Genomic DNA, 22,809 nt, shown 5'->3' on the forward strand with positions numbered 1-22,809 from the left:
GGTCACTCCTTGTGGGAGAGGGCGCGAACGGTACGGGAGGGGCTGGGGCGGCCCAGCCGGTCGGCCATCCACACGCTGGTGGCGGTGAGACGGTCGAGGTCGACGCCGGTTTCGATGCCGAGGCCGTGCAGCATCCAGACGAGGTCTTCGGTGGCGAGGTTGCCGGTGGCGCTCTTGGCGTAGGGGCAGCCGCCGAGACCGCCCGCGGAGGCGTCGACGGTGGTCACGCCGTGCTGGAGCGCGGCGAGGGTGTTGGAGAGCGCCTGGCCGTAGGTGTCGTGGAAGTGCACGCCGATCACCGAGACCGGCACCCCTTCGGCCACGAGCGCGGTGAGCAGCGCCCCCACATGGCCGGGGGTGGCCACGCCGATCGTGTCGCCCAGGGAGAGTTCGTCACAGCCCAGTGCGATCAACTGCCGTGCCACGGTCACCACCTGGGCGACGGGGACCGGGCCCTCCCACGGATCGCCGAAGCACATCGAGAGGTAGCCCCGGACCCGTACGTCCTGCTCTCGGGCCCTGGCGACGACCGGGGCGAACATGGCGAGCGACTCGGCGACGCCGCGGTTCAGGTTCTTCCGGGCGAAGGTCTCGGTCGCCGAGCCGAAGACGGCGATGCGGCGCGCACCGAGGGCCAGGGCGCGGTCGAGTCCGCGCTCGTTGGGGACGAGGACGGGGAGCGCGATGTCCGCGAGGTCGTCGAGCAGGGGCAGCAGGTCCTCGGCGTCGGCCAGTTGCGGCACCCAGCGGGGGTGGACGAAGCTCGTCGCTTCGATGGTGGTGAGCCCGGCGGCTGCGAGCCGATGGATGAACTCGGCCTTCACCTCGGTCGGTACGACGGTCTTCTCGTTCTGGAGACCGTCGCGCGGCCCGACTTCATGGATGCTCACCCGGGCGGGCAGCCCGCCCGCCGGGATCTGCATGGGCAGTCCGTCAGCCATGGTCGGCCTCCCCGGTAGGGGACTGCTCGGCTGCGGGGGAGTCTTCGTCCGGGGCGACCACGGCCAGGACCTGATCCATGGCCACGGTGGATCCGGGGGTGACGTCCAGTTCGGTGACCGTGCCCGCGTGGGGTGCGGACAGGACGTGTTCCATCTTCATCGCCTCGACGACCAGCAGGCTCTGGCCGGCCTCGACCCGGTCACCCACGGCGACCTTGACCACGGTGACGGTGCCGGGCATCGGGGCGGCCAGGGTGTCCGCGCCGCCGTGCGCACCACCGCTGAGAGAGGCCGCCACCGGGTCGAAGTCCTGTACGCGCCAGGAGTCGCCGTCGCGCCCGAGCCAGTCGCCCGCGTGGTGGAAGGTGTGGACGATGCCGTCGGCGGTGATCGTGACGGTGTTCCCGTGGACGGTGGAGTCCATGGGCGCCTCCTGGACGACGGGGTCGAGCCCGGCGATGCGCAGCGGGAAGGCCAGGGGAGCCGGGGTGCCGCCGAGCCGCCAGCCGTTGGGCACCGAGAACGGGTCGCTCCAGCCCTGGCCGTTGGTGGGGGAGAGCCGCGCCCTACGCAGGGCAGCAGCAGCCGCGTACACCTCGTCGGGGACTTCGGCCGGGACGAGTTCGGCCGCATCGCGCTCCACCAGCCCGGTGTCCATCTCGCCCGAGACGACATCGGGGTGTGCCAGGAGCCGACGGAGGAAACCGGCGTTGGTGGGGACGCCCAGCGTGACGGTGTCGGCGAGCGCCGCGCGCAGTTTGCGCAGGGCGGTCGGCCGGTCGGGGCCGTAGGCGATGACCTTGGACAGCATGGGGTCGTAGAGGCTGGAGACCTCGGCGCCCTCGCTCAGCCCGGAGTCGGTACGGATGCCGTGGCCCCGGGGTTCGTGCAGGGCGAGGACCGTACCGCCGGAGGGGAGGAAGCCCCGGGAGGGGTCCTCGGCACAGATCCGGGCTTCGACGGCGTGCCCGGTGAGGGTGATGTCCTCCTGTGCGTACGGCAGCGGTGCTCCGGCGGCGACGCGCACCTGCCACTCCACCAGGTCGATGCCCGTGATCAGTTCGGTGACCGGGTGTTCCACCTGGAGGCGGGTGTTCATCTCCATGAAGTAGTAGGCGCCGCGGTCGCCACCGGGGACGATGAACTCGACCGTGCCCGCGCCCACGTAGCCGCAGGAGCGGGCCGCTTCCACGGCCGCCGCACCCATCGCCGCCCGCGTCTCGTCGTCGAGCAGGACCGAAGGGGCCTCCTCGATGACCTTCTGGTGGCGGCGCTGGAGGGAGCACTCCCGCTCGCCGAGGTGCACCACATGGCCGTGGGCATCGGCGAGCACCTGGATCTCGATGTGCCGGGGCCGGTCGATCCACCGCTCCACCAGCAGGGTGTCATCGCCGAATGAGGAGCTGGCCTCACGGCGGGCCGCCGCGATCTCGTCCAGTAGCTGCGACTCGTGCCGGGTCAGCCGCATCCCCTTGCCGCCGCCCCCAGCGGACGGTTTGAGGAGTACGGGCATCCCGATCCCGCGTGCCGCGGCGGCGAGTTGGTCGTCGGTCAGCCCCGAGCCCGAGGAGCCGGGCACGACCGGTACGCCAGCGGCGCGGACGGTCTCCTTGGCGCGGATCTTGTCGCCCATCAGCGCGATGGCCTCGGGCGGCGGGCCGATGAAGACCAGTCCCGCATCGGTGCAGGCGCGGGCGAAGGCGGCGTTCTCGGCGAGGAAGCCGTAGCCGGGGTGGACGGCCTGTGCGCCCGTCCGTGCGGCGGCTTCCAACAGTCGGGGTACGGACAGATAGCTCTCAGCGGCGGGCGCCGGTCCGATGTGGACGGCGGTGTCGGCCTCGCGGACGTGGCGTGCGTCCGCGTCGGCGTCGGAGAAGACGGCGACCGAGCGGATTCCCAGCTCTCTGAGGGTCCGGATCACCCGGACCGCGATCTCACCCCGGTTGGCCACCAGGACCGTGTCGAACAGGGCCGGTGCCGTCGCCTCGGTGCGGGCCGGTCGGGCCGGGCGGGCCGGATCGTGCGGGTGCTGCATCGTCACGGTGTGTCCTCACATCCGGAAGACGCCGAAGCCGGGCTCACCCAGCGGCGCATTGGCACAGGAGGTCAGGGCGAGGCCCAGCACCTGACGGGTCTCCATGGGGTCGATCACGCCGTCGTCCCAGAGTCGGGCGGTGGCGTAGTAGGCGCTGCCCTGCTGTTCGTACTGGGCGCGGATCGGGGTCTTGAAGGCTTCCTCGTCCTCGGTGGCCCAGGACTCACCGCGCGCTTCCAACTGGTCCCGTTTGACGGTGGCGAGGACGGACGCGGCCTGCTCGCCGCCCATGACGGAGATCTTGGCGTTGGGCCACATCCACAGGAAGCGGGGGGAGTAGGCGCGGCCGCACATCGAGTAGTTGCCGGCGCCGTAGGAGCCGCCGATGACGACGGTCAGCTTCGGCACGCGCGCGCAGGCGACGGCGGTGACCATCTTGGCGCCGTGCTTGGCGATGCCGCCCGCCTCGTAGTCCCGGCCGACCATGAACCCGGAGATGTTCTGGAGGAAGAGCAGGGGGATGCCGCGCTGGTCGCACAGTTCGATGAAGTGGGCGCCCTTCTGCGCCGACTCGGCGAACAGGATGCCGTTGTTGGCGACGACACCGACGGGGTGACCGTGGATCCGGGCGAATCCGGTGACCAGCGTCTGCCCGAACTCGGCCTTGAACTCGGCGAACCGTGAGCCGTCGACGATCCGTGCGATGACCTCGCGCACGTCGTAGGGCGTACGGGAGTCCACCGGAACCGCGCCGTACAGTCCGGCGGGGTCGGCCTTGGGTTCGTCGATCGCCGTGACCGTCCAGGGCAGGGGACCACGGGCGGGCAGGGTGGCGACGATGTTGCGGACGATCCGCAGGGCGTGGGCGTCGTCCTCGGCGAGGTGGTCGGTGACTCCGGAGATCCGGGAGTGGACTTCGCCGCCGCCGAGTTCCTCCGCGGTCACGACCTCCCCGGTCGCGGCCTTCACCAGGGGCGGACCGCCCAGGAAGATCGTGCCCTGGTTCCGTACGATCACGGCCTCGTCGCTCATCGCGGGCACGTACGCGCCGCCCGCCGTGCAGGAACCGAGGACGGCCGCGATCTGGGGGATGCCGGCGCCGGACAGCCTGGCCTGGTTGTAGAAGATCCGGCCGAAGTGGTCGCGGTCGGGGAAGACCTCGTCCTGGAGGGGCAGGAAGGCACCTCCGGAGTCCACGAGGTAGACGCACGGCAGCCGGTTCTCCAGGGCGATCTCCTGGGCGCGGAGGTGCTTCTTCACCGTCATGGGGTAGTAGGTGCCGCCCTTGACGGTGGCGTCGTTGGCGACGACCAGCGTTTCGCGCCCGCTGACCCGCCCGATCCCGGCGATCACTCCGGCGGCAGGGGCCTGGTCGCCGTACATTCCGTGGGCGGCGAGCGGGGCCAGCTCAAGGAAGGGGGAGCCGGGGTCGAGCAGGGTGTCGACGCGGTCGCGCGGGAGCAGTTTGCCGCGGGCGGTGTGCCGGGCGCGGGCCTTCTCCCCGCCGCCGAGCCGGGCGGCGGCCAGCTTGTCGCGCAGTGTGTCCACCAGCTGTCGGTGCGCCTCATCGTTGGCCTGCCAGGCCGCTGAGGAGGGGTCTGCCGTGCTGGTAAGCACGGGTGCCTGCTGCATCGTGTCGAGCCCCCTTGCCCGGACGACGGGCCCGTACGCCTCCGTACGCCGTCGTTCGACCACAATCGAAAGGATCATTGTGAATTTGGTGGGTCTGTACTGGCCTGTTCCATGGAAATGCAGTTAATGAGCGTTAACGTCACCTGTTAGGTTAACGATCGCTAACAGCGTTGTCTAGAATCTGATGCATGAGCACCAGGACGGATGCCACGACCCGCCGTGAGCAGATCCTCAAGGAAGCTGCCCGCCTCTTCGCGGAGCGCGGCTTCCACGGCGTCGGCGTCGACGAGATAGGGGCGGCCGTCGGCATCAGCGGCCCCGGTCTCTACCGCCACTTCGCCGGCAAGGACGCCATGCTCGCCGAACTCCTCGTGGGCATCAGCGAGCGACTCCTCAGCGGTGGCCGCCTTCGGGTCGAGGAGTCCGCCACCGACGCGGAGGCGCTCCTCGCATCGCTCATCGACGGCCACATCGACTTCGCCCTCGACGACCGCCCCCTGATCACGCTCCACGACCGGGAGCTCGACCGGCTGCGGGAGCGTGACCGCAAGCTGGTGCGCCAGCTCCAGCGGCAGTACGTGGAACTCTGGGTGGCGGCCGTACGGGAACTGCACCCGGGGATCGAGGAGGCCGAGGCCAGGGCTGCTGTCCACGCCGTGTTCGGCCTGCTGAACTCCACCCCGCACCTGGGGTCCTACGGCGACGGGCTCCCCGGGCGCGCCGCCACCGAATCGCTGCTGCGCCGCCTGGCGCACGGCGCCTTCGCCGCCCTCACGCCCTGAGTGCCCACACCGGACGTCCTTCCGCCGTGGTGATCCATGCCCCAAGCCCTGTGGGGGCGTGTCATCCGGGGTCTGACGGCACAATGGGTCCATGCCGATACCGAGCCGTGCCGCCCTCGTCGAACACCTCGTCCGCACCCGTATCGCAGGGAACGTCGCGACTCCGCGCGACAACAACCTCTCCCACTACCGCTTGCTCGCCAACGGCGATCGCCACTACTGGCTCGGACTGGAACTGGGAGACCGTTGGACCGACGAACAGGACGTCCTGGCGGTGATGGCCGAGCGGTGCGGGGTCAACGACGACCCGCAGCACCGCAGCGGGCAGGACACCATCGATCCGGAGCTCACCGTCGCCGCCCTCGACCGCTTCGCCGCGCGACTGCGCAAGGCAGCGGCCGGCCGGGAGCGGGTGCTGTTCGCGACCGGCCATCCCGGGGGCCTGCTCGACGTCCACCGACAGACCGCGGACGCCCTGCGCGCCGCGGGCTGCGAGATCGTCCGCATTCCCGGGGGAGTACGGGCGGACGAGGGCATGGTGTTCCAGTTCGCCGACGTGGCCATGTTCGAGAGCGGGGCGACGCTCTGGCACACCCACTCGCCCGCGCCGATGGCCGCCATCCTGGACGCGTTGGAGCACGAGGGCAGACCCCAGCCCGATCTGGTCGTGGCGGACCACGGCTGGGCCGGTTGCGCAGGTCAGCGCGGACTGGACGCCGTGGGATACGCCGACTGCAATGACCCGGCCCTCTTCATTGGAGAGGCGGAGGGCACCCTCCAGGTGACGATCCCGCTCGACGACCATGTGATGGACCCGCGGTACTACGACCCGATGGCGGACTATCTGCTGGATGCCGCGGGGCTGCTGTAGGGCGCCCGTCGAGCGCGACATGACCCCGGGAGGGTGCCGGTTGCCCGGACCGCCCTCCCGTACGGTCACGGTGGTCACGGTACGGAACTGCGGAGGGAGTCGTGGTGCAGCGGAACCAGAGCGGGTCCGATGACCGCGCACGGCGGGCACGGGCCCTGCGGCGGGTGCAGTTCGGGCTGTTCGCGCTGGTCGTGGGCCTGGTGGCCTTCCGTCTCACGAACGACGATCTCGCCCCCGCCGACGAGTCCGCCCTGTTCGGTCTGACGGCCGCGGCCGGTCTGCTGATCGGAGTCCTGGAACGCTACCGGGCGGGTCTGGCGAAGCGGCCCCGATGACGCCTGTGCTCTCCCGATGACGCCCGTGCCCTGCCAGGCCCCGGCGCCCGGTAGCGGTCACTCCTCCGTGACCGTCCAGCGCTCGGAAGCGACCGGCAGCCCGAGGTAGCGCTCCGCCAGTCGGGTGACCACGCCCGTGAGCAGGGACCCGTCGTCCACCGCGTCAGGTCCGCTCTCCGACGGCCCCCAGTCGATGGTCACGTACTTCTCGGCCGCCCAGCTCTCCACGGACCACGACATGTTCCCGAACACCTCGAAAGCGGGCAACACCTCATCGGGCGGGTCCGTGTGCGGATAGGGCAGGTTGATCGAATTGCCCCGCAGTTGCAGCCATCGTGACTCGTCCTCGCTGTCGCTCGCGGTGACGGTGAAGTCGAAGTGCTCCGCCGCGACCTCCTCGAAGAGGCGAGCCACGAGGTGTTGGGGTTCCAAGGCCATGTCGTTCGTCCGCTCAGTTCGCCGGGTCGGGAGTGATCGCAAGCCAGGGGTGATCGCAAGCCGGGGGTGTCAGACGTTCTGCTCCGCACGTCGGCGCAGACCGACGTGGCGGCGCCAGGCCACCCAGGGAAAGAACGTACCGGCGACGAACAGCCCCAGGGAGAGGATGACGGACCCCTTCGACGTGCCGTTGGCGAGGGCCGCGACGATGCCGAAGGGTGCGCCGATCGTCAGCCCGAGCACGTTCCGCCAGTCCCGGGTGTACGCCTTCCACAGGAAGCCGCCGCACAGGACGAGACCGGAGATCATGACGGCCGCGAAATAGCCGTGGCCCCCTTCCGGTACGCCGCACTCGTTGGGTTGTGAGGGCTCACAGCCCAACTCCACCGCGCCGGCCGCGCCCCAGCCGAGGACGGCCACGGCCACGGCGTTGATCGTCGCTCCCACCCATATCCGATGCACCCGTCGATCCTAGAAGGCCCGTCGACGGTGGCCGATAGTCATGGGGTGAATGCGCCGTCCGACTGCGCTTCCGCGTTCGCACTCCTATGCTGAAACCGAGCGTGGAGACTACCTGGGGGGCATGTCCCATGAGGGCAGCAAGCAGGAGCGCGTCACTCGTGAAGTCCGGGGTCAAGCGGCTCTTGGGGCGTGTTGGGTTCGACATCGTGCGCAGCACCAACAACCTGGGGGGCGTCGACGACTTCATCCCGTTCGAGGCGACGATGCGGGCGGCCCGGGCGGCCGGGATGTCGGTGGGCGACCACATCGACGCGGTCATGAACGGGACACCCGGCGCGACCCAGTCCACCATCGACGAACTGCGTGACCTCGGCGTCTTCGCTGACGCCCCGAGCACCTTGCTGGAGATCGGCCCCGGGTCCGGGCGGTATCTGGAGAAGACGCTGAAGGAGTGCTCACCGGACCGCTACGAGATCTACGAGACGGCAGAGCCCTGGGCCAACTACCTCGTGGACACGTTCGGCGTGGTCGCCCGGCCGACCGCGGGATCCAGTCTTGCGCCGACCGCCGACGACAGCGTCGACCTCGTCCAGGCCCACAAGGTCTTCAACACCGTGACCTTCCTCTGCGCCTCCCGCTACTTCTTCGAAATGGCGCGCGTCACGCGCCCCGGTGGCCGGATCGTGTTCGACGTCATGACCGAGACCTGTTTGGACCCGGCCGCTGTACGCACCTGGGCGACGGAGGGCGGCACGGGGCACGGCTCGTACCCGGCGGCCATGCCCCGCCGGACGTGCGTGGACCTCTTCGAGACCCTCGGATGCAGCCTGGAGGCCAGCTTCCTGGCACCCATGGGCATCGCGTCCACGGAGGTGCTCGTCTTCCGTAAGACGGCCTAGGTTCCAAGCCTAGGTTCCCAGAGGAGGGGCTCGGCTTCCGGGAGTCGATCGGAGCGGCCGTGGGCGCCCCCGAGTTCCGTCCCGCGAGCGGATGCGACCGCGTACGAGACCGGTCTAGCGGATGGTGGATTCGGGGTGGCGCGCGTCCCACTCCTCGCGTGAGCGGGCGATCGAATCGCGGTGTGCCGCCGACCAGTCGGCGAGGGCCTTCACCAGATGAGTGAGGCTGTGACCGGTCTCAGTGAGCGCGTACTCGACCTGTGCGGGCACTGTCGGATACACCGTTCGAGCCACCAACCCATCGCGTTCCAGCCGCCGCAGGGTGAGCGTCAGCATCCGCTGGGAGATACCGGGGACGGCCCGTTGGAGCTGCCGGAAACGGCGTACGCCCTGGGCCAGTTCCACCACGGCGAGGACCGACCACTTGTCGCCGATCCGGTCGAGTACCTCACGGATTCCGCAGTCCTCGTGTTCCGCACCGCAGCTGACGACCGGTTCCCCGGTTACCTCCGTGTGCCCCACTGACATCGAAGTGCCTCCTTATGTCCGGGTGAACATCCACCGCACGATGTTCCAGGTTACTGAAGAGAACCTCTAGCCATCGGAGAAGCGATGATCTTGGTTACCGGTGCTACCGGCGCCCTGGGCTCCCTGGTCGCGGCGCGGTTGGCCGACCGCAGCGACACCATCCTCGGCACCCGCGACCCCGACCGGACGACGACCGGCCTACCGGTTCGCCACATCGACTTCGACGAACCGGACACCCTGGCCCGGGGCTTCGACGGGGTGGACGTACTGCTGATGATCTCCGCCGGAACCGGCGAGGACGACACCGTCATCGCCCGACACGGCGCCGCGATCGACGCAGCCCGGAAGGCGGGCGTGGGGCATGTGGTCTATACGAGCCTGACCGCGGCGGGTGACCACCTTCCCTACGCCCTGCCGCACCGATGGACCGAGCGGAGGTTGCTGGAGAGCGGCCTGGAGTGGACGCTCCTGCGCAACGGTCTGTACGCCGAACTGCTCGGCGGGCTCGCGGCGCCGTCAGCGGACGGACGGATCACGGCTCCGCTGGGTACGGGCGCGCTGGCCGCAGTCGCCCGCGCCGATCTCGCCGAAGCGGCGGCCGAAGTGGTCGTGAACGCGTCGGAGCACATCGGGCGCGTCCATGAACTCGTCGGCGAACGGGTGGTCAGCGGCGCCGAACTGGCCGCGGCCCACGGCCCGCACATCAGCTATGAGCCGATGACGCTCGCCGAGGCTCGGGCGGGCCTCGCCGCCTCCTCGGCCGAACCGTTCCAGGTGCCGATGCTCGTGGGCACCTACTCGGCCATCGCCGCCGGAATGCTCGCGGCCACCGGCGGCGATCTGCGCGCGCTGCTCGGTCGCGCCCCGAGCTGCCCGCTCTCGGCGGCGCTCGCCCAGCATCGGGCGGGATGACCGGGGCCGGTCCGACAGCCCCTCAGACGGCCGGTTCCCCGCTGGGGGGCTGCTCCGAGGTCGCACCGGGGGAGAGCTCGGCCAGTTCGACGTAGGTGGCGAGCTCGGTCGCGGAGGTGAGCAAGGCCAGCCGGCGGCGGGTGAGGCGCTCGTGCCAGCCGCGGAGGGCGACTTCCAGGGCGGCCACTCCACCGGCGTTGCGCACCTGCTCCAGCAGGGGCGCGATCTGTTCCAGCGGATAACCCCCGCGGCGCAGTTGCCGAACGAGATGGGCATCGCGCACATCGGCCGCCGCATACGTGCGGTAGCCGGTGGTCCGGTCCCGGCCCGGCCGGACCAGTCCGGCCCGCTCCCAGGCGCGCAGGGTCGCCGGCCGTACGCTCAACTGCCGGGCGAGCGGGCCGATGAAGCTGTCCGAGCCTTCGGGAGTGCGCTCGGGATCGGTGCCTTCGGGAGATCGCCGGGGATCGGTCGACGTCAGATCGACCAGGGCGACTTCGACCGCGGCGAGCGTCGCCCGGTCCTGGCGGAGTTGGCCGTGGGTGTCGTCGACCAGGGTGAGGGCCGCATCGAGGTCCCCGGCGTTGAGTTCCCGCAGGATCTGAGCGGCCTGCTGGTGACCGTGGCCGGGGACGAGCGCCATGAAGGTGCGCAGCGCCTGGGCGTGCAGTCGGGTGTAGAGGCGATAGCCGTGCACGGTGCGCCGGGCGGCGGGCAGGATGCCTTCGTCCTCGTAGTTCCTGACCGCCTGGGTGGACAACCCGTGCTCGCGCGCCAGGTCCACCGGCCGTAGCCCCTGCTTGCCCATCGGTTTCCCTCTTTGAAGGTTTCATTCCATCGATGCAGCTGAAAAGAGTGCTGGAGAGAGTAAAAGTCTCCAAACGGTTTCAATAGTGGGGTTGATGGTAGCGAGATCGGGACAAGGCGCGCTCACTGTGTGCGGCGGGTCGACGCCGATGAACTGAAGGGGGGCGCCCGTGCCGCTCCGGGCGCGCACGAGCACCCCGCCCCCGTGGGTGGAGTTCCTAGGCGACGTCGATGCCGTGGTCCTGTACGAGTGCCTCCAGGCCGCCCGGATAGCCCTTGCCGCCCACCACGAACTCCCAGTTGCCGCCCGCACGACGGCGGAACGAGCCGAGGACCAGCGCGGTTTCCCCCGGACGTCCGTCCGACACCGTCAGTCGGTCCAGTTCATCACCCGCCAGGTCCCGCAGTACGATTCCCGCCCGGGTGAAGCCGGAGAGATCGGCTGCGGGGTTCACCTCGGGGTCCACGGCCGCCGCGATCACCAGCCGGTCGGCCTGCGCGGGCAGATCGTCGAACGCCACGCGCAGGGCAGCCTTGTCGCCGGCCGCCGTCGCCGGCACGGACCGTACGGAACCGTCCGGAGTGCGCAGATTGTTGAAGAACACGAAGTGGTCGTCGCTCAACACCCGGCTCCCGCGGCAGACCAGGGCGCACACGTCCAATGACACCGCACCCGCCCAGGTCATCCCCAGCAGATTGGCGTCCTCCGAAGCCGAAGCCGAAGCCGAAGCCGAGGCCGGCGGCGGTGTTCGTTGGGCCGGCACCGTCGTCCCCGTACCGAGCCGTCCGCGCAGCCCGTGCCGGCCGAGGAGATCCACCAACTCCTCCCCGGTGACCAACGTCAACGGCTTGCCGTTGGCGAAGGTGTACGAGCCCGGCCCGAACCCGGACGTCGTCACCAGCACGCCCTTGTTGGCGCCCGACCCCTGCACCGTCCCATAGAGGTCCCGTACGGCACTGGGCGGCACGGTGTTGCGGTACCGCTTGACCTGCACGATGATCCGGCCGCCGCTGATCGGGTCGGGGTCGTACGCCTCCACGTCGACACCGCCGTCATTGGACCGCTGGGTGGTGACCGCCTGCATCCCCCGCGCCCGGAACAGTTCGGCGACCAGCCCTTCGAAGCCCACCGGGTCCATCTCCAACAGGTCCGGGACATCGTCGCCGCCGTGCGAGACGACCCCGCCGCCGACGTCCTCCGGCACCCGCCCCGGCCGGACCGCGATCCGCTGGTCGGGCTTGGCGGAGAGTTGACCCCGCATCCCCTCCAGACACTCGATCGCGCCCACCTGCCCCAGGTTCAGCCCGCCGAAGTCAGCGCGGGACACCGACACCGTGCTCAGCACGATGTCCTTGCGCTGCCCGGTCGCCGGGTCCACATCGTCGACGAAACCGTTGAGCGCCACCGAATCCAACACCCCGAACTCGTCCGCCGCGAAGAGGTCCCGCAGGGCGAGCAGTACGCACTGGGCGAGCACGTCCCGGTAGAGCGCCCTGCGCTGCCCCACCGGCCGGGGGCTCTCCTTCTCCTGGTCCGAAGAAGCCACGTAACGCACCGACTTGGCCTCGGGAACGACATCGAATCCGGGCAGCTCCCAGTTCAGCACCAACTGCCGGGCCGCCCGGTCGAAGGCGGCCACCACCTGCCGTGGCAGCCCCTCGGGCCAGGTCGTCGACGCATACAGAGCGGCGGAGAAGTACTCCACCACCGTCTCCGGGTCCCCCGCGCGCAGCGCGTTCACCATCCCGACGATGCCGTTGTTGTGCTGCTGGATCTCCGTGCGGCGGGCCCGCGCCCAGGCGTCGTACTGGCTCCGGTACTCCGCCAACTGCCGCACCCGCTGTGCCTCTGCTGCCTGGGCCCGCCCCAGATCGTTCCGGTAGCGGGCCTGGGCCTCCTGCTCGGCCGCAGCTCGCCGAGACGCCGTCCAGCCGCCCTGCGCGCGGTAGTTGTGGGGATCCGGCATGGGGACGGGGTGCACCAGTTGCCCCGGCGAGAACGGCTCGATCTCCTCCTGTCGGGTCAGCATTCCGGTACGGAACGCCTCCCCTCGGCATCCGGTGGCCAGCAGACCGGTCAGCTCCGCGACCCGCGTTTCCAACTCGGCCGTCCGATCCCTCGCATCCGCCTCCCGCCGCTGCTTGTACGCGGCCTGTTGTTCACGGTGCATCCGGGCCATGTCCCTCTGATGGAGACGCTGTTGGCGCTCTTGCTCGCGCTGCGCCCGGATCGTGGCGCGATAGTGGGCCTCCGCTTCCCGCTGCTGCCGCCTCTGCGCTTCCGCCCATGCTCCGATCAACCCGCTAGAGCGACGACTCATCTCGCCCCTCGCCTCCCCACAGGGCCACTCAGCCCCCCAAGACATAGGAAAACGTCAGTCTCTCGAACCTGAGGGGCAATAGCGCTGTTTTCGCCGACCTTGGCGGTAGGGATGTTGCGCACCCAGCACCGCCAGAACCAGGGTCACGGTGATCGATCCGGCTGCTACCCGTGGGTGCCGGACACGGAGACCGCCCGCTCCCACAACGTCAGCCCGGCGCGCAGGAGTTCGTTCACCGCCGCGGTCTCCTCTTCCGTCCAGGCCTCGTCACTGTCGTCCGGGGCGAGCGGATCGCCTGCGTAGATCTTCTCGTACGCGCTGTCGTGCACCGGCCCCTGCGCGGGGAGCGAGGAGCGGCCCTCCAGGGAGTGGGAGAGGTCGTCGAAGAAGTTCCACGCGTCCAGCAGCAGCCCAGCCGATGCCGAGCGGAGGCGCGGTTGTTCCACCCACTCCCGGACGAGGCACAGATCGAGGGAGTCGTCCGCCTCCGAGACGAGCGTCCAGCGGTTGCGCTCCCCCTGCTCCTCCACGGCCTGGACGTCGTCGAACACCAGCAGCCGGCCGTGCTCGTCGACGACGAACTCATCGGGGTCGTCGTCGCTTCCGGGCTGCCAGACGACGAAGAGGTCACCACTCTTGGTGATGATTCGGTACGGATAGTGATCGGCCATGCGAGGTCCCCCAACAATCGTGTGGCGACACCGCCACGACACCATCCTGCCTGCGGGGATCACCGTACGGTGACGCCGGTTCGGTCCTGCGACCCGCCCTCCGGGCGGACGGCGCTACTTCGCAGGCACTCCCTCGACCGCGCAGACGATGTCCCGGGCGGGCAGGGTCCCGTGGAGCAGGTAGGCGTTCACGGTCTCGTTGACGCAGTCGTTGGGATAGTGGACGTAGATCGTGTGGGCTCTGACGGGCACGGTCACCAGTCGGGAGGCACGCATCGCCCGATGCATCTGGAGCCCCGACTCATAGGTGGTTCGGCTGTCGCCGGTCGCCTGCACCTGGAGGGCCGGGACCTCGTTGTCGATCTGGGTCAGGGGCTCGCGCGGCCCCTCCTGCCAGAACGCGCAGGGGAGCGGCGCATGGGTCATGGGTCCGAAGACCGGCTGTGCCGCCCGGGTTCGCTGGACCGCCTGCCAGTAGTGCTCCGGATCACGGGGCATGGCCGCGTCGGCGCAGAAGATGCCCAACTGGGCGGCGTAGTCGGCCGCTCGGTCCGATCCGCTGGACGCGAAGAGCAGGTCCAGGATGCCCTGGAGCCACGGCGGTACGGCCACCGGCTGGCCGTCGGCCGCGTCCGACAGGAGCCGCAGTAGTTCGGCGAACGCCGGATCAGCGGTGTCATCGGTGATGGACACGTAGAGCAGGAGCGGCAACTCATGGTCGCTGAGCCGATGCCCGCCGATGCGGATCGGGGCGCTCCGAGCCCGCTCGATCAGCGTCTCCACACCGGCACGGACCGCGGCGGGTGTGGCACCGAGCCCGTACGCGCCGTCGCGTGGTGCCGCCCAGCGCGCGAAGTCGTCGAGGGCCCGCTCATTGGCGGGGCCCGTGCGCCGCAGCGTGCGCAAGGCGTTCTCGGCGGGGGCGGGCGCACTGTCCAGGACCAGCCGATCGATCCTGTGCGGGAACATCTGGGCGTAGGTGGAGCCCAGGGTCGCCCCGTACGAATGCCCGAACCACGAGGTCTTCTGCTCGCCCAGGGCACTGCGGACGATGTCCACGTCCCGGGCGATATTGCGGGTCGACAGATACGGCAGCAGATCGGCTTGCTCGTCCCAGCACCTGCGGGCGTCCTCGCGGGACAGCCGTACGCTCTCGTCGAACCCGGCCCGGTCCGCCCCCGGCGCGTACAGGAGCCAGCTGCTCCGGTCCAGCCCGCACTCCACGGGCGTGCTCTCGCCGATCCCTCGGGTGTCCATGCCGACGATGTCGTACGCAGCCGCCGCCCCGGGGCTCATCACCCTCCGCAGGTCCCTCGGCATGTCGAGGCCCCGGACGCCGGGGCCGCCCGGGTTGGTCTGGAGGATGCCGCGGCGCTTCGTCGGATCGTGCGAAGTGATCCGGGAGACCGCGATCTCGATGGTGCGCCCGTCCGGTCTGGCGTAGTCGAGGGGGACGGTGATCCGTGCGCACCGCGTGCCGCTCGCGGCGAGCGAGGCGTCCTTGCACGCTCCCCAGTCAACGGACTGATGCCGAAACCGGTCCAGGCCGGGGCTTTCGGCGACCGTAGAGGCGGTGACGGGCGTCCCGGCGGCCAGGGCGAAGGCGGCGAACGACAGGGCGATCGCACCGAGAGCGGCGGTTCTCTCCATGATCCCGAACGCTACTGGTGGCGCACCGGACCACGCCCGAGCCGCGGGAACGTGTCGCCGTCCGGAATGTTTCGCCGTCGCGGACCGCTTCGATGCCGTCGCGAAGATGGCCCGCACACTGCCGGGCTCCGGCATTGTGGCGCCACCGCGTGCCTGACACCATCACCGGTGTCGAGTGGAGAACACACCGGGGGAGGGGCACATGGCGACGGTCTTTCTCGTGATCAGAATCGTCCTGTCGTTGACGTGTGTGGCGGCCGGCATATGGGCCATGGCCACCGGACGCATCGCCTTCCCCTGGCTGCGCCGAAGCGTGCACCGCCCGGGCATGTGGGGTGCCGGCGCCCTACTGCTGGGGTCGGCCATCGGACTGTAACCGTTCCTCCCCTTCGAGGTTCAGATTCCGATGATGCTCTGCGGCCTGCTGTTGATGGGGCTCTCCCAGGTCTGGTGGCGACGAAGGATCTCCGGGACCGACTGAACGGGCGGTCCTGTTGGGTGCGCCGCCTTCGCCGATGAGGCGTGTTCACGAAGAAGCGTGTTCGCGAGGAAGCGTGTCGGTTGCCGGGAGCGGGTCACCGGTGCACAACAGGGGCCATACGTCGGTACGGGCGTCAGCCGTGGGGGGCGTCGAGGGCGCGGAGTTCGGCGGCGGCTTCGCTCTGGAGCGGGTGGTGGTGTTCGGTGAGCGTGTGCAGGGCGGCGGCCAGGGAGGTACGGGCCTCCTCGGCACGGTCGAGGTGACGCAGAACGCGTCCGAGTTCCAACTGGGCGGGCCCCGACCACCCCGGCATATCCGTCTCGTCGAAGGTGTCCCGTGCGCTGCGCAGCGGCCCTTCGGCCTCCTGCCACCTGCCGAGCGCCGCGTAGTCGTTGCCGAGGTGTTGCAGGGTGACGGCCCGGTAGAGGGCGAGGAGGTGCGGCGCCCGGCAGGCGAATCCCTCGTTGCAGATCGCCAGGCTGTGGAGGTGGTGTTCGAGGGCCTGGTCGGCGCGGCCGTGCGCGCGCAGGGTCTCACCGAGGGCGTTGAGCGTGGTCAGTTCGGCGAGTCTGCCCGGGGTGGAGGGATTGTTGCGGTGGCAGGCGGCTGAAGCGCGGAGCCGGGCGATGGCCTCGTCCGTCCGCCCCAGACGGCGCAGCGCGCCGGCGCCGTACCCGAGGGCCCAGCCCGTCTGGAGCTGGTCCCGGCAGGCACGGGCGACGGCGAGTGCGGTGTCCGCGGCTTCGAGTGCGGCGTGGGGGTCATGGGCGCACCTGCTGTGCGCCCAGGCGAGGTAGTTGAGTTGGGTCGCCTCCTCGCGAGGGTCGTCCAGGGCCCGGGCGGCAGCGGTGCCGCGTTGGAACACAACGGTCCACTGTTGCCAGTGCTGGGTCAGGTCGGAGAACCAGTGCATTGCTTCGGCGGCATCGAGGACCTGCCGGTGTCGACCGGCGGTGTGGGCGTGGTCCAGGGCGGCGAGCCACTGGTCCCGTTCGGCCTCCAGCCAAGCGCGGGCCCGGTCGCGGCCGGTCGGGGCGGTGGCGGCGTCGGGGTCACCGGCCGGTGCGCTGTGCCGCTCGGCGTCGAAGTGGAGCGCGGCCGTGGTCGCCCGGGCCAACATCCAGTCGGCGGTGCGGTCCAGGGCGGCGCCCTGGGTCGCCGAGTCGTCCTCGGCGGCCAACTGCTCGGCCGCGAAGAGCTTGAGGAGGTCGTGGAGCCGGTAGCGCTCGGCCGTGGCGTCTGCCTGGAGCAGTCCGCGGTCGCAGAGTTCCTCCAGCCGGAGCCCGGCGTCACGGAGCGGAATTCCCGCGAGGAGCGCGGCGGTCTCGGGGCTGACGTCCGGTCCCGCAGCGAGCGCACAGCGCCGCAGGAGGAGCCTGGACGGGGCGTCGAGCTGTTGGTACGAGAGCGCGAAAGCGGCCCGAACCCTCAGGTCCCCCGCTTGGAGGGTGTCCAGTCGTCGTTCTTCCCGGTCGAGTTGTGCGGCCAGTTTGCGGAGGCTCTCGTGCGGCCGGGCGGCGAGGCGCTGGCCGGCGATCCGCAGGGCCAGCGGCAGTCGTCCGCACAGATCGGCCAGGTCGCGGGCGGCCTGGGCCTCGCGCGTGACGCGCTCGGCGCCGACGATACGGCTGAGCAGTTCCACCGCTTCCTCGCGGCGCAGCAGGGCGAGGTCGACCCGGTGCACGGCCTCCAGGGCGGTGAGGCTGCTGCGGCTGGTGACGATGGCGAGACTGGTGCCGGCCCCGGGGAGCAGCGGGCGTAACTGGCCCTCGTCGGCGGCGTTGTCGAGCACCAACAGCAGCCGCCGGGGTGCGGCGAGGGAGCGGAACAGGCCCGCCCGGTCTTCGAGGCCGGCGGGCACCATCTGCTCGGCCACCCCCAGGGCGGCCAGCATTCGGGCCAGGACCTCCTGTGGGCGGGCCGGCTCAGCCGCCATGCCGCGCAGGTCGAGGTGTAGCTGTCCGTCCGGGAAGTAGGGCGCGAGGGTGTGCGCGGCGTGTACGGCGAACGCGGTCTTGCCCAGCCCCGGCTGTCCGCAGATCACCGCGACCGCCGGGTGGGCGGGGTCGGGGTCTTCAGCCAGTGCGAGGAGCCGGGCCAGGGCGGGGCCGCGGGCGGTGAAGTCGCGGAGGTCGCGGGGGAGGGTCAGGGTGTGCCCCAGGACGGGACCGCTGGTCGGTGCGGCGGTCGGCTTCCCGCTCTGTCGGGGGCGCCCGAGGCTGGCGGCCTGTTCCAGGGCGAGGGCGGTGGTGACGTCCAGGCCCAACGCGGTGGCAAGAGCTTGGACGGTACGCCGCTGGGGCCCCCGGGACCGGCCGCGTTCCAGGTTGGACAGGGCCCGCACGCTCACTCCCGCGGCGTGCGCCAACTCCTCCTGGCTGATTCCGGCGTTGACCCGCAGTGCGTGCAGACGCGCGCCGAAGTCGCCGGTGTTCGACGTGCCGGTGCCCATGCCTGGATTCCTCTGGTCAGCATGGTTCGGCTGGAACGCCGAACTCCTCCGGCAGAAGTATGCAAGACGCAACTTCTAGCGGAGGAAAATGCCTGGTGCGCGGCGCCTCTCCGCCGCCGTGAGCGCACTCACCCACGCGAAACGCTCGACCGGGGAGGCCCCCGGCCGAGCGTCTGTCCCGACTGCTCGCCGTCACATGTTGGTGATCAGCAGCACAATCAACCTGCCTTCCCCTGAAGGGAGTTGTAAGAGGTCAGATGCGGACGCGGTGACCGGGTACGCCGACGCCCGTGGCGATCGTGCCCTGGTCGGTCCACCTGATGGCGCCGGTGGTGGGGTCGGTGGTGTTGAGGAAGGAGCGGATGGCCCCGTTGTCGTCGATGATCAGGAACTCGGGGCGGGCGTCGCCGCTGACGTTGGCAAAACGAACCTGGCTGCCCAGCCAGTTGGCCGAACCCGTGGCGATGACGCCCTTGTCGGACCAGCCTCCGTGACCGTCGCCGCCGGTGTTGACGAAGGCACGCGTGGCGCCGTTGTCCTCCACGACGAGGTAGTCGGCGTTGGCGTCGCCGCCGATGTCGGCGAACCGTACCTGGCTGCCCGTCCATGCGGTCGAGCCGGAGGCGATGGTGCCCCGGTCGGTCCACTTGATGACGCCCGTGGTGGCGTTGGTGGTGTTCAGGAACGCCCGCGTGGCGCCGTTGTCGCCCACGACGAGGTAGTCGGCGTAGGCGTCGCCACCGACGTTGGCGAACCGTACCTGGCTGCCCGTCCAGGCCGAGGATCCGGTCGCGATGGTGCCCTTGTCGGACCAACCACCACGGCCGTCACCACCGAGATTGACGAACGCGCGCACGGCACCGCCGGGCTCCACGACGAGGTAGTCGGCACGGCTGTCCCCGCCGATGTCGGCGAAGCGCACCTGGCTGCCGGTCCATGCCGACGAACCGGATGCGATGTAACCCTGAGCGGTCCATCCTCCCGAACCGTTGTTGAGCCAGGCCCGGGTGGCACCGTTGTCGTCGACGGCCAGGTAGTCGGCCAGCCCATCGCCGTTGATGTCGACGTTGTAGTCGCCGACGCTGGTGGCCCGCTTCGGCGGCGCGGGCTTGACCACGACCGTTTCCTTGATCCAGCCCTTGTCGGCGATTTCGCGGACGCCACCGAGGAACGCGTTGGCCATCTTCGTGTAGCCGGCGTTGTTGGGGTGCAGGTTGTCGTTCAGATCGGCGGTGGTCAACCCGCCCATGCTGACCTGGGCGATCTTGTAGCCCAGGGCGGCCCGGGAGGAGACGATGCCGGGAATCGCCGCGTTGTACGTGTTGACGCGGGCCTGGACGGCCGGGTCCGTGGCCGGGACCAGGGACGCGACCACAACGGCGGTGTCGGGCGACGCGGTGTGGATCTGGTCGATCAGCGTGCCCAGTCGCTGCGGTGCGCTGGCGACCTGGTAGTCGCGGTTCATGTCGTTGGTGCCGATGTGCAGCGTGACGATGTTCGGCTTGGCAGCGGCCAACCAGGTCTCGATCTCGGCCTGGAGCTGGTCGATGCGCCAGCCCGAGTGCCCCTCATGGCGGGTCACCCCGTCGGCGTCGACCTGCGAACCTACGAACTCCAGGGTGGTGGCTTCCTTGCCGAGTGCAGCCGCCAGGGCCGGCCGGTAGCCGGTCCGTGCATTGCTGCCCACTCCCAGGGTGATCGAGTCACCGAGCGGCATGACCGCCATGCGCACCACTTTGGCGCGGGGAGGCGGAAGGGTCGCATTGGCGGCGAGGATCGAATCGATCAGCGCGCCGCCCGGGTAGTCCATGATCACCACCCCGGTACGGTTCGCGCTGCCGGCCTGGAGGTAGTTCAGGGCGAATTCGTTGACCCCTCGGAAGCCGAGCTGACCGCCGGCGACGGAGTACGGGTAGGCCAGCACGCTGGCGCCGCTGAGGTAGTTGAGGTAGAGGGAGTTCTGGTCGGGATCGGCGTTGATCCTCTCGAAGTGCCTCTTTGCCTTTTCCCACTTGTTCGAGATGTCATCGAGGCTCGATACGTAGTCCTCGTCCTGGATGTAGTGAGCTCGGTCCGTATCGGAATAGAGCTGGGTCAGCCCCAAATTGCCGAACGGGCCGCCGCCCGGCCCTCGGAACTGGGTCAGGACCGCCTTGCCCCGCACCTGGCCCAGACTGGGCATGGCGATCGTGCCCGCCCCGGAGACGGACGGCTGGTAAAGGACATCACGATTGGGGTCGTTGTCCCGGTACCACTCGAAGATCCGGCGTCTGTCCTCCCCCGTCGTGGTATCGGGCTCGTCCGTGCAGGACGGCCATGAACCCGTGCACTCGGCCTTGAGGTTCAACAGGACGGTCTCGGTGGGCCGTGCCGTGAGGAAGGTCTTCAGTTCCAGAAGCACATCGGAGAAGTTCGCTTCTTGGTAGAAGGTGCCGTGGTGGATCGTGAATCGGTCGCCGATGACACGGACACGGATGTCGATGGAACGGATACCGGCATCGAGCTGAGCTCTCAGCGTTTGACCGCTGACGCCGAAGTCCTCCTGCGTCTCCGCGATATCACCGCCTCGAATGGCGAGCGTGTCATGCGTTCCGGGAACCGAGAGCCGACCGAGCGAGACGTCGTCGTTGATCCTCGACATCCAGTCGGGATGGTGGGCATCCTTCAGGCTCTGGTAGTACGGCGTCCGCCTCGCTGCCTCAGCCTCAGTGGGGAAGAGTCCTTCCGTCGTCACACCGATGGCCATGGTGAACACCAGAACCGCTACGCCTCTTTGCCGGAGCCACCGTGACGCGGCCCTCATATGCCCAGACGTTCTTCGCTGTTGTCTCATAGGTCTTCCTTCCATCCCGGACCGGACCAGCCCCGATCCAACAGCAGCCCCCTTTCGCTCGACCAGGAACTTCCACCGGCAGAATTAGCGGGGCGGTAGTTGTGCCGGGGGCGGCGGAGGCATGGTCGTCTCTGGGGGAGGTTGACCCTTGGAGTCGCTGGTCAGTCGAGCTACCGGCATCGACGAAACACGCCCGACGACGTCGTACGTATGGTCTCTGGACGCGCCGATGCGGAGTGCTCCGCCCTGGTGGTCCGGGAGAGCACTCCGCATCGGGTTGTGCGGTTTCAGGGTGTGGTCGTTGCTAGCGGGCGATGAAGGCTACGAAGGTGTTCCACGTGGTGGTAGGGACGAGGAGCGCTGGCCCCTGCTTGTTCTTTGAATCGCGGATGCCGACCTGATTCGTCAGGCTGGCGATCTCAACACAGGCTCCGCCCTGGCTGTCGCTATGGGAGGACTTCTTCCAAGTGTGTTTGGGCGCCGACTCTGGCGCCCTCATCTCATTGGACACGGGGAACATCTCCTGCGCTAGTTCGTGTATCTCCAGTTGTTCCAGGAGTCCAGAAGACTTTCGCGCAAGCACAATATGTCGCAAGTGCGCCTGCTAGTGGACTAGGAATGCCACGAAGGCGCTCCACGAGGTGGCAGGGACGACGATTGTGAAGCCGTTTCGATCCTTGGAGTCGCGGATGCCGACCTGGTCAGCCAGGCTTGCAACTTCCACACAGCTGTTGCCGGTTCCGCCGCTGTAGGAGGACTTGAACCATGCGCATTCGGACGCCAGATCGGTAGCTCGGGTAGGTGAATTCATGGTTTCTACTGCCTTCCGGCTAGTTTCGCTAGGAATTCGATGGTCTCTTCGACCTCAAGGGCCACACCCAGCATTGCGTTGAAGCGGCGGGTGAACCGGTCCACCTCGCGGGGTTTGTCCGAGGTAGAGATCGCTCCCCATGCGTTGTCGGACTGGACACGGGGCGGCAGGTCGCCAAGGGTCAGGATCGCGAAGTCACTGATCGAGCGGTACCCGCGACGGAAGGGCATGACCTGTATCGATACGTGGTCCTCGCGTGCCAGATCGATGAGTGCCTGATACTGCTCGCGCATCACGGCGTCATCGCCAACGGGGATTCGCAAGGCGGCTTCGCCCAGGATGATACGCAAACGAAGAGGTTCCTCGCGGGTTAGTACTCTTCGCTTCCGCTCCATCCGAAGTTCCACATTGCGCTTGACGAACTCGGCAGTGGTGTCTTCGACCGGCCTCTCCATTTCGAAGATCGCTTTCGCGTAGCCTTCGGTCTGGACAAGGCCATGGACAACCGTTGGGTGGTAGGCCGAGATTGCGCTGGCCTCCGCCTCCAGACCGACGTAGTGCGGCATCCCCGTCGGCATGAAACTGCGGTACTGGGTTAGCCAGTCCTCGTTCGGGGCTTCCCTGTTCAGCTCTACGAGCTGTTGGACCAACTCCGGGTCAGTGACCCCGTACCGCTTCAGCAAGGTGCGCAGGTTGCCCACGTTGCGACGGAAGTTCAGTTCTCCTAACTCGATCCGTGCGAGCGTTGCCTCAGAGATGTCCCGCAGGCCCCGGATGGCCTCCTTGCGGGTCATTCCCGTGAGTCGGCCCTCCTCGACCCCAGGGCAGTTCTCGCGAAGCTGCCTGAGCTGGATACCTAGTTCGAGACGCCTTCCGGTCGCCCCGCGCTTTGCTGCCACCTGTGCACCCTCCAAGTGCCACTGTGCTCGTTCAGTATCGCCCTGCGCA

Annotated in this window: 21 protein-coding genes; 6 read left to right on the forward strand and 15 right to left on the reverse strand. The window is 69.2% G+C overall.

What is annotated here, in order from left to right:
• Positions 1 to 2: 2 nt before the first annotated feature.
• From ABZ348_RS32465 to ABZ348_RS32475, 3 genes are all read right to left on the reverse strand, one after another.
• Positions 3 to 941: a hydroxymethylglutaryl-CoA lyase gene (locus ABZ348_RS32465; RefSeq protein WP_358939214.1), complete on the reverse strand. Its 939-nt coding sequence runs from the start codon at positions 939 to 941 to the stop codon at positions 3 to 5.
• Complete coding sequence (locus tag ABZ348_RS32470) at positions 934 to 2,910, reverse strand: acetyl/propionyl/methylcrotonyl-CoA carboxylase subunit alpha (RefSeq protein WP_358939278.1); 1,977 nt, start codon at positions 2,908 to 2,910, stop codon at positions 934 to 936. Before ABZ348_RS32470 ends, ABZ348_RS32465 begins: the two co-directional genes overlap by 8 nt.
• An 81-nt stretch (positions 2,911 to 2,991) precedes the next feature.
• Entirely contained in the window at positions 2,992 to 4,608 is a 1,617-nt protein-coding gene (locus tag ABZ348_RS32475; protein ID WP_358939280.1) for a carboxyl transferase domain-containing protein, read from the reverse strand.
• Positions 4,609 to 4,796: 188 nt separating this feature from the next.
• Between ABZ348_RS32475 and ABZ348_RS32480 the strand changes: the two genes are divergently transcribed.
• The 3 genes from ABZ348_RS32480 to ABZ348_RS32490 all read left to right on the forward strand — a co-directional run bounded on the left by ABZ348_RS32480 (position 4,797) and on the right by ABZ348_RS32490 (position 6,596).
• Positions 4,797 to 5,390, forward strand: coding sequence for a TetR/AcrR family transcriptional regulator (locus ABZ348_RS32480; RefSeq protein ID WP_358939216.1), 594 nt, complete (start codon positions 4,797 to 4,799; stop codon positions 5,388 to 5,390).
• A gap of 91 nt (positions 5,391 to 5,481) precedes the next feature.
• Entirely contained in the window at positions 5,482 to 6,261 is a 780-nt protein-coding gene (locus ABZ348_RS32485; protein WP_358939218.1) for a phosphatase, read from the forward strand.
• Positions 6,262 to 6,365: 104 nt separating this feature from the next.
• A complete protein-coding gene (locus tag ABZ348_RS32490) occupies positions 6,366 to 6,596 on the forward strand; it encodes a hypothetical protein (RefSeq protein WP_358939219.1) in 231 nt (76 codons plus the stop codon).
• Positions 6,597 to 6,653: 57 nt separating this feature from the next.
• Here the strand turns inward: ABZ348_RS32490 and ABZ348_RS32495 are convergent, their stop codons facing one another.
• A complete protein-coding gene (locus ABZ348_RS32495) occupies positions 6,654 to 7,034 on the reverse strand; it encodes a hypothetical protein (protein WP_358939221.1) in 381 nt (126 codons plus the stop codon).
• 69 nt (positions 7,035 to 7,103) lie between these two features.
• Complete coding sequence (locus ABZ348_RS32500) at positions 7,104 to 7,496, reverse strand: hypothetical protein (protein ID WP_358939223.1); 393 nt, start codon at positions 7,494 to 7,496, stop codon at positions 7,104 to 7,106.
• Between the two features lie 128 nt (positions 7,497 to 7,624).
• Between ABZ348_RS32500 and ABZ348_RS32505 the strand changes: the two genes are divergently transcribed.
• Positions 7,625 to 8,395: a methyltransferase domain-containing protein gene (locus ABZ348_RS32505; RefSeq protein WP_358939225.1), complete on the forward strand. Its 771-nt coding sequence runs from the start codon at positions 7,625 to 7,627 to the stop codon at positions 8,393 to 8,395.
• Between the two features lie 114 nt (positions 8,396 to 8,509).
• Here ABZ348_RS32505 and ABZ348_RS32510 read toward each other — a convergent pair whose 3' ends face one another.
• Positions 8,510 to 8,923 (reverse strand): helix-turn-helix domain-containing protein, encoded by a 414-nt coding sequence (locus ABZ348_RS32510; protein WP_358939227.1) that lies wholly within the window; start codon positions 8,921 to 8,923, stop codon positions 8,510 to 8,512.
• 84 nt (positions 8,924 to 9,007) lie between these two features.
• Here ABZ348_RS32510 and ABZ348_RS32515 point away from each other — a divergent pair, with 84 nt between their 5' ends.
• The gene (locus ABZ348_RS32515) at positions 9,008 to 9,835 is read left to right on the forward strand and encodes an NAD(P)H-binding protein (RefSeq protein WP_358939228.1); all 828 of its coding nucleotides are present in this window, start codon (positions 9,008 to 9,010) and stop codon (positions 9,833 to 9,835) included.
• Between the two features lie 22 nt (positions 9,836 to 9,857).
• On the opposite strand, the gene ABZ348_RS32520 is transcribed toward ABZ348_RS32515, so the two are convergent.
• The 4 genes from ABZ348_RS32520 to ABZ348_RS32535 form a co-directional block, all read right to left on the reverse strand.
• Positions 9,858 to 10,643, reverse strand: a complete 786-nt coding sequence (locus ABZ348_RS32520) for a MerR family transcriptional regulator (protein WP_358939230.1) — start codon at positions 10,641 to 10,643, stop codon at positions 9,858 to 9,860.
• 217 nt (positions 10,644 to 10,860) lie between these two features.
• Positions 10,861 to 12,963, reverse strand: a complete 2,103-nt coding sequence (locus tag ABZ348_RS32525; RefSeq protein WP_358939232.1) for a restriction endonuclease — start codon at positions 12,961 to 12,963, stop codon at positions 10,861 to 10,863.
• A 164-nt stretch (positions 12,964 to 13,127) separates the two neighbouring features.
• On the reverse strand, positions 13,128 to 13,634 hold the full coding sequence (locus tag ABZ348_RS32530) for a hypothetical protein (protein WP_358939234.1): 507 nt from the start codon (positions 13,632 to 13,634) through the stop codon (positions 13,128 to 13,130).
• 114 nt (positions 13,635 to 13,748) lie between these two features.
• On the reverse strand, positions 13,749 to 15,284 hold the full coding sequence (locus ABZ348_RS32535) for an alpha/beta hydrolase (RefSeq protein WP_358939236.1): 1,536 nt from the start codon (positions 15,282 to 15,284) through the stop codon (positions 13,749 to 13,751).
• Between the two features lie 202 nt (positions 15,285 to 15,486).
• Between ABZ348_RS32535 and ABZ348_RS32540 the strand changes: the two genes are divergently transcribed.
• On the forward strand, positions 15,487 to 15,660 hold the full coding sequence (locus ABZ348_RS32540; RefSeq protein WP_358939238.1) for a hypothetical protein: 174 nt from the start codon (positions 15,487 to 15,489) through the stop codon (positions 15,658 to 15,660).
• Between the two features lie 238 nt (positions 15,661 to 15,898).
• On the opposite strand, the gene ABZ348_RS32545 is transcribed toward ABZ348_RS32540, so the two are convergent.
• From ABZ348_RS32545 to ABZ348_RS32565, 5 genes are all read right to left on the reverse strand, one after another.
• A complete protein-coding gene (locus ABZ348_RS32545) occupies positions 15,899 to 18,217 on the reverse strand; it encodes a helix-turn-helix domain-containing protein (protein ID WP_358939239.1) in 2,319 nt (772 codons plus the stop codon).
• 253 nt (positions 18,218 to 18,470) lie between these two features.
• Positions 18,471 to 20,963, reverse strand: a complete 2,493-nt coding sequence (locus ABZ348_RS32550) for a phosphatidylinositol-specific phospholipase C domain-containing protein (protein WP_358939241.1) — start codon at positions 20,961 to 20,963, stop codon at positions 18,471 to 18,473.
• Between the two features lie 391 nt (positions 20,964 to 21,354).
• Positions 21,355 to 21,570, reverse strand: a complete 216-nt coding sequence (locus tag ABZ348_RS32555) for a DUF397 domain-containing protein (protein ID WP_358939243.1) — start codon at positions 21,568 to 21,570, stop codon at positions 21,355 to 21,357.
• Between the two features lie 84 nt (positions 21,571 to 21,654).
• Positions 21,655 to 21,861: a DUF397 domain-containing protein gene (locus ABZ348_RS32560; RefSeq protein WP_358939245.1), complete on the reverse strand. Its 207-nt coding sequence runs from the start codon at positions 21,859 to 21,861 to the stop codon at positions 21,655 to 21,657.
• Positions 21,862 to 21,866: 5 nt separating this feature from the next.
• Positions 21,867 to 22,760 (reverse strand): DUF5753 domain-containing protein, encoded by an 894-nt coding sequence (locus ABZ348_RS32565; protein WP_358877491.1) that lies wholly within the window; start codon positions 22,758 to 22,760, stop codon positions 21,867 to 21,869.
• Positions 22,761 to 22,809: the final 49 nt, after the last annotated feature.

It is taken from the genome of Streptomyces sp. NPDC005963, assembly GCF_040638655.1.
Taxonomy (GTDB): domain Bacteria; phylum Actinomycetota; class Actinomycetes; order Streptomycetales; family Streptomycetaceae; genus Streptomyces.